This is a genomic window from Streptomyces flaveus, assembly GCF_014647675.1.
Taxonomy (GTDB): domain Bacteria; phylum Actinomycetota; class Actinomycetes; order Streptomycetales; family Streptomycetaceae; genus Streptomyces; species Streptomyces flaveus.
Map to the genome: position 1 here is coordinate 1 of NZ_BMPQ01000073.1, position 5,837 is coordinate 5,837.

A 5,837-nucleotide genomic window follows, 5' to 3' on the forward strand; every position below is an offset into this window, starting at 1 on the left:
GGGGGGAGGCGGGGCTGGCGGCTTGGTTCCGGCGGTGGGCTCGGCTGGAGCGGATTGCGGTCAGCTTGTGTACGTATGAGTGTCGGCTGGTGCCGGGGTTGTTGCAGTCGGAGGGGTATGCGCGGGCGGTGTTCGACAACAGCATTCCGCCGCTGTCGGACGAGCAGTTGGAGGCCCAGGTTGTCGCTCGACTGGAACGGCAGAAGCTGCTGCGTGAGAGGCCGAACGTCTCGTTCAGCTTCATCGTGGAGGAGCACATCATCCGGCGTCGGTTGGGCGGGCGTGAGGTGACGCGGGGCTTGCTGGACCACATGCTGGAGCTGAGCGCTCCGCGCAACGTGACGCTTCAAATCATGCCGCTGGACGCCGAGTTCCACGCGTGTCTGGATGGTCCTGTGCAGCTGTTGGAAACCCCGGAGCGTCGGCGGCTGGCGTACTCGGAAGGGCAGCACAACGGCCGCCTGATCAGCGACGCAAAAGAGGTGAGCCTCCTCTACCAGTGCTATGACACACTGCGCTCGCAGGCCCTCAACCCCCAAGACTCGCGGGGCCTGTTGGAGCGACTGCGAGGAGAGCTATGAGCACGACGGAACTCGCCTGGTTCAAGTCCAGCTACAGCGGCACCCAAGGCGACAGCTGCGTTGAGGTGGCCGTCACCCAACAGACCATCCACGTACGGGACTCCAAAGACGTGACGCGTCCTCACTTCGCCGTCGGGCGTGAGGGATGGTCGCAGTTCGTGGGGTTCGTGGGCTCCGCGCCGAGGGCCTGAGGCTGAATCTGCGTATCCCGGCGGTGACGCTGGTGGCGTACGCCGCCGGGAAGGCCGTCAGGTGGTCAGTTCACCCGACGCGAGTCGATCGCTTGCCTGCCTGGCGTCTGTCACGGCAGCTGTAGTTCTTGATCACAGCTGGTCGTGATGACGGTGTCGTTACACCTCGCCGGTGTAGCGGTGGCGGCGCGCGACGAGCACACTCGTCCCCGCCACGTTCTCGTTCTCGACGGGAGTGTCGTCGGGGCGGACGTCGAGCCAGGCCCAGTCGTACTCGCGGGTGCCCTTCGTGCCGTGTCCGGTCTGCCGACGCATCCAACACCACGTCCTGGCCCGCGAGTTCACCGGCAACCAGGCGGGCGATCTCCTCCTGTGCCCGGTCATGGTCGAACCGGGCGCGGGACAGCAGGTGCTGCAGCCGGTGCGGGCCGGGGTGCCCCAGCGCCTGCGCGAGTGTCCAGCAGTTCCGCGTGTCCACCTCCAGCAGCAGCCCCGCGACCAGCTCCGCCGCCGTGGCGCGTGTCTCACGTCGTGCGAAGCAGCCCGCGACCGCCGTCAGCGCCCTCCCGAACGCCCCGCTCCACGCCTGCTCGGCTATCGTGGCTTCCGCGGTCACCATCTCTTGATACGTCGTCACAAACGTTCGTGATCGCGGTGGCCGTCCTCATGCCCTCACCCACCCCGGATAGGCGCTGACCAGCGCAGATGTCGGAACTACAGCTGCCGTGTCAGCCCGCGGCCGGTCCGGGTCCGTAGTCTGCCTTGAATCCGCCAAGACAGTCCGCGAGATGGGCCAGCCAGCCGCTCGGGGAGTACGGCCTGGGTGGGTCGACCTCCATGCCCAGCGCCGCCATCGCGAGGGCGTAGTCGGACTCTTCCAGGGCGAGGGCGAGCAGTTCGTGGAGCTCGCCCGTGAGGCGGGCAACCAGCTGCGGATCCGTGGTGGCGGTGTAGTCGTGTACGGCCGCGTCGTGGTCCGGGAACTCGTCCGGCATGTCCTGTGAGAACCAACCGCCAAGGAACTGGCCCAGCTCGGGGAAGCGGGCGTGCCACTCCCAGTGGGTGCGAGGATCGGCCGGGGGCGGGACCTCGCCTTCCTCGATCGACCGCTTCAGGTGATCCGCGATCACGAACAGCCAGTCCTGGATCGCCGATTCGGGCAGACCGACGTCCGGCACGGGGTAGAACTCGCCGAGGCTCAGGCGCAGCCGGCCCGGTGGGTTACGGGCGTACTCGCGGATCTGCTGTTCGGCTGTGGCCAGGACCCAGGGGCGGGTGTGCCAGGTGTGGCGCAGGTAGGCCCGAAGGGCTTCGCTCGGCTTGTCCGGCTCGTCGTCGGCCGACATGCCGGTGTACGCGCTGATCACCTGGTCCAACTCGCCGTAGCGGCGATCGAACTCGAGCGGCTTCATGGACACGGCGCTGGACCTCTACAGGTAGATCGGGACGGTGGTGAACACGACGAAGCCCTGCGGGCTGTTCGGCTCACGCTTGAGGACAACACGCGCCGCGCGCACATCGACGGGCTCGCGTCCGGCGAGCATCATCGCCTGCAGCAGTACGCGGCCGACGGGAGTCTCACGAGAGGGCCAGGCGGCCTCGATGGTGAGGCGGGCGCGGGTGCCCTGGGCGAGCCAGCGGTGAATCTTCTGCTCGTTGGCGGTCACCACCTGTTGGGTGGCCCAGTGAGCGGTTTCTCGGTCGGGGTAGGTGGCCGAGCGGGTCCGTACGGTCATGACTTCCACTTCAGCTTGCGTCGAACGACCAGATGAGGCCGACTTCCTCACGGGACACGGCGAGCAGTCCGAAGTCCCAGGCGTACTGGGACATCGGCCAGCAGCCGGTGACCTTCTCGTAGAAGTCGGGGTGGCCGCCGTCGTGACGGGTATTCGTGAAGAACTGCGAGCCCTCCGGAAAGCGCGACAGGATCACCTGCGCGTGTTCCTCCATGCCCATCCTGCGGTCGGCGAAGCCGTACTGCCGCGACACCTCCATGCCGTCCGTCGCCAGCATGACGAGCAGCCGTACGACGGCGGACCGCGGGATCTCGAACAGCCGGCTGCGCCACTCCGCGGCCCCGGCCTCATCCGCCGGCGGAACCCGGAACGGGAAGGCGGCGTCCTCCTCCAGTTCCTCTTCTCCCTGCTCGGAATCCCGGCACCGCCAGCCACGGGGGTCGGTGACCTCGCGCTGCATCACCGCGGCCACGTCGGGCAGCCAGTCCTCGTGTACGCGCGGGCCGACCGCGATGAAGGAGTACCGGTTGCGGTACATGTCCACCGCCGCCGCCCACGTATCGGCATCGAGGCGCGTCTGCGGACCGCCCTGACGCTCGGGCTCGGTTTCGCTGTCCATCCGGGCCTCTCTCACTTGGGCATGGAGCTGAAGACGACGTAGGGCGGGTCGAGGCTCGGGTCGTACATGAGGCGCAGCGACACTCCCTTGGTGTCCTGCACCTCTGTGATCTTCCCGTCGACCAGCGAGGTGCCCCGGCCGGTCACCGCGTCACCGGCCAAGGGACCTTGCAGCGGAACGGACGGCGTGTTGAACTCCTCCGTCGGCTTCGGCGGGTTTCCACTGAGCCACTTGTTGATCTCGTCTGTGTTGTCGCGCAAGGCGTACTGCGTGTACCGCTGAGCGGATTCCATGTCGGCGAACGTGGACGCACCGGGGATCTTGGGCGTCCCGTCCGCCTTACTCTCGTCTCTCATGCGCTGCAACAGCTGCTCGTCGGTCTTCCCCACATGCTTGTCGAGGGTATGGCCATTGCCCATCCCTTCCGCCGCGGCGAGGTCCACCGAGTACGTGTAGGGGAACTGGCTCTCCGGCAGTTGCCAGCTGTGCTCCTTCTTGAACTCGTTCAAGGAACGCGCACCGAACCCCTGTGCCCGAGCCCGCTCCGCCTGGAACGTGGGCACGCTCAAGAGCGCCTCGTCGAGCTCGAACTCGAGCATGGCCAGCTTGCCCGCTGCATCGCTGAACGCCTCGTGATAGGCCTCGACTGCCGCGTCCATTGCCGCCTTGTCCATGTGGGACCGGAAGGTCAGGACGACCTCCGCGACCACGAGCCCGACCGCGAGCTTGGTGAGTTCGAACGGGTCGAGACCCGTCGTGAGGTCCTTCACCGTCTTCTCCGCGGCCTCCTTGGCCAGGCGCGTGGTCGTCTCGGTGGTCTTCTGGCCCACGTCGGCCAGGTCGTCGAAGAGCTTCTGGATGACGTTCGCGCTCTTGTCGAGAACCTCGATGATCGGGCGCCTGGTGGCGGGGTCCATCTTCCCGTGGGTCTTCCAGCTCCGGGCGCCCTTCTTGGGAGTCACCTCGGCCCGCTGGTCACGGACCTTCCCCCATGCCGTGGTTCCCCAGATCGTCTGGCAGAAAGCCCTCATTGCGGCCTGCCATTCACCGTTTCCTGTGGGGTCGGTGATGTAGGAGATCGCGTCCGTGAAGTCGTCCGCCGCCTTCTTCACGTCCTTGGAGGCCTCCCGCCAGGCCCCGGCGATGTCGCGGAATTCTTCTTCCTTGACGCCCGGAGTGATCTCATGGATGCGGCCGAGTCGCAGTCCTTCGTCGACCACGGGTTTCATGATGAACATGAGGAAGTCCGGGATCTCTCCGAGGATTCCTGAAATCGCCCACGAGTCGTGGTATTCGCCCTCTCCCCGCCACGTCAGGTCGTTCGGCGGACCGTACTTGGGCGCGGTGGTGATCACCATGGGAGGCTGCTTCTCCTCCGGTGGCTCGCCCTTGCCCTTGCTCGCCGCCCAGTCCGCCTGCACGTAGTTGTTCGCGGTCTGGGTGAGGCCCACCGCCACACCGCCTACCGCCACCACGCTCTTCGCCCAGAGCTCCAGGAACTTCCCGGCGACGATGCCGTACCGATCGGCGAAGGAGTCCGCGCCCCAGCCCGTTCCCGCGGACTGGCTGTACTTGTCCAGCGTGTCCGTCAACGCCTTCGCCTGCTTGTCGTAGTCGAACTGGCCGTCCCGCACGACGAGCGAGGTGAAGTAGAGATGCTGAGGCTGCACGTCGAAGCGGCCCACCCCTTGGTCGGGTGGCGCGGTCCTGGCCTGGTCCCGCTCCTGCTGCCGCTGCTTGTCCGAGGGCAGATCAGCCATCAGGCTGCACCCCAACCCCGCAGTACCGCCCTGTGCGCCGCCGCGTAGTTGATCTCCCCGTTGACCACGACGTCGTGCAGCCACGCCTGGGCTGCCTGAAGATCCGCTGCGGATCGGCCCCACTCATCCAGCTTGTCGATGAACACCTCGCGGGCTTCGCCCTCCCAGGTCAGGACCACTTTCTCCGCGCGCCGGTAGAGCAGGTCCAGCTGCTCGTTGAGGTGTTTGAGAATGTCCTCAAGATCTCCGGAAAGGTCCTGCAGCGTCGAGAAGTCGACGGTTATGCAGTCGTCGTCCACCATGCTTCTCCGTTCCGAAGCTGAAGTCGTCGGTCGGCGTATGAGCCATCAGAGGTCGGAGAGGCTGCTGCGCGGCGCGGCGGGTACCTCTGCATTCGGCGTCGACAACGCGTCCGCTTCGCGTTCCACGTCCGTCTTGACCTGGATCTTCCGTAGTTGCGCCATGACGTCCAGGTCATGTTCCGAGAACCCGTCCCGGCTCAACCGCACGGCTTGTTCAACAGCCTGGATGATCATGCGGATGCGTACGGCGTCCTCAGCCGCGCCCCGGTGGAGGTCCCGGTAGGCACGGGCGGCGGGCCCCTGCCATCCCGCCTCGATCCGGTCGACGATCGCGTCCATGCGTCGGACCTGCTTGTCCAGGTGGTCCTGCATACCGTAGAGGTCATCGGCCAGGTCCGTCAGCCGGTCGCCCTGTACCCGAAGCCGTGGCTGGTTACCCGCGCCGCTCATCACATCCCCCAGTTTGTGGTCACCAACGCCGCTGCTCCGCCAGCCACTTGACACATCCGCATCACCCTAACAACTTCACTTCAAACCATGGCAGCAGCAAGTCCTCCCTGTATGTACGGTCGCTCGCCCGGAGCGGATCGGTGATGCGGCGATCAGGAGCAGGCCGCGGCCGGACTCGTCGTCCGGTTGGGGTTCTGG

8 protein-coding genes and 1 pseudogene are annotated in these 5,837 nt (G+C 66.5%); 2 read left to right on the top strand and 7 right to left on the bottom strand.

Annotated elements, in window-relative coordinates; genetic code table 11:
* Both IEZ21_RS46740 and IEZ21_RS46745 read left to right on the top strand, forming a co-directional pair.
* A partial coding sequence (locus IEZ21_RS46740) for a DUF5753 domain-containing protein (protein WP_189327890.1) occupies positions 1-581 on the top strand: 581 nt, incomplete at its 5' end.
* On the top strand, positions 578-772 hold the full coding sequence (locus IEZ21_RS46745) for a DUF397 domain-containing protein (RefSeq protein WP_189327891.1): 195 nt from the start codon (positions 578-580) through the stop codon (positions 770-772). The genes IEZ21_RS46740 and IEZ21_RS46745, both read left to right, overlap by 4 nt.
* A 162-nt stretch (positions 773-934) precedes the next feature.
* On the opposite strand, the pseudogene IEZ21_RS49210 reads toward IEZ21_RS46745, so the two are convergent.
* The 7 genes and pseudogenes from IEZ21_RS49210 to IEZ21_RS46780 form a co-directional block, all read right to left on the bottom strand.
* A pseudogene (locus IEZ21_RS49210) lies at positions 935-1,409 on the bottom strand (transposase); the annotation flags it as partial.
* 91 nt (positions 1,410-1,500) lie between these two features.
* On the bottom strand, positions 1,501-2,190 hold the full coding sequence (locus tag IEZ21_RS46755) for a contact-dependent growth inhibition system immunity protein (RefSeq protein WP_189327893.1): 690 nt from the start codon (positions 2,188-2,190) through the stop codon (positions 1,501-1,503).
* 12 nt (positions 2,191-2,202) lie between these two features.
* Positions 2,203-2,508, bottom strand: a complete 306-nt coding sequence (locus IEZ21_RS46760) for an RNase A-like domain-containing protein (protein ID WP_189327894.1) — start codon at positions 2,506-2,508, stop codon at positions 2,203-2,205.
* 10 nt (positions 2,509-2,518) lie between these two features.
* On the bottom strand, positions 2,519-3,127 hold the full coding sequence (locus IEZ21_RS46765) for a hypothetical protein (RefSeq protein ID WP_189327895.1): 609 nt from the start codon (positions 3,125-3,127) through the stop codon (positions 2,519-2,521).
* A gap of 11 nt (positions 3,128-3,138) precedes the next feature.
* Complete coding sequence (locus tag IEZ21_RS46770; protein ID WP_189327896.1) at positions 3,139-4,887, bottom strand: RNase A-like domain-containing protein; 1,749 nt, start codon at positions 4,885-4,887, stop codon at positions 3,139-3,141.
* Complete coding sequence (locus IEZ21_RS46775) at positions 4,887-5,189, bottom strand: WXG100 family type VII secretion target (RefSeq protein WP_189327897.1); 303 nt, start codon at positions 5,187-5,189, stop codon at positions 4,887-4,889. The genes IEZ21_RS46770 and IEZ21_RS46775 overlap by 1 nt, the downstream gene beginning before the upstream one ends.
* 45 nt (positions 5,190-5,234) lie before the next feature.
* Positions 5,235-5,639, bottom strand: a complete 405-nt coding sequence (locus tag IEZ21_RS46780; RefSeq protein ID WP_189327898.1) for a WXG100 family type VII secretion target — start codon at positions 5,637-5,639, stop codon at positions 5,235-5,237.
* Positions 5,640-5,837: the final 198 nt, after the last annotated feature.

Coding starts and splice junctions, on each gene's coding strand:
- IEZ21_RS46765 (WP_189327895.1), bottom strand. CDS start 3,127: ATGGACAGCGAAACCGAGCCCGAGCGTCAGGGCGGTCCGCAGACGCGC.
- IEZ21_RS46745 (WP_189327891.1), top strand. CDS start 578: ATGAGCACGACGGAACTCGCCTGGTTCAAGTCCAGCTACAGCGGCACC.
- IEZ21_RS46760 (WP_189327894.1), bottom strand. CDS start 2,508: ATGACCGTACGGACCCGCTCGGCCACCTACCCCGACCGAGAAACCGCT.
- IEZ21_RS46775 (WP_189327897.1), bottom strand. CDS start 5,189: ATGGTGGACGACGACTGCATAACCGTCGACTTCTCGACGCTGCAGGAC.
- IEZ21_RS46780 (WP_189327898.1), bottom strand. CDS start 5,639: ATGAGCGGCGCGGGTAACCAGCCACGGCTTCGGGTACAGGGCGACCGG.
- IEZ21_RS46770 (WP_189327896.1), bottom strand. CDS start 4,887: ATGGCTGATCTGCCCTCGGACAAGCAGCGGCAGCAGGAGCGGGACCAG.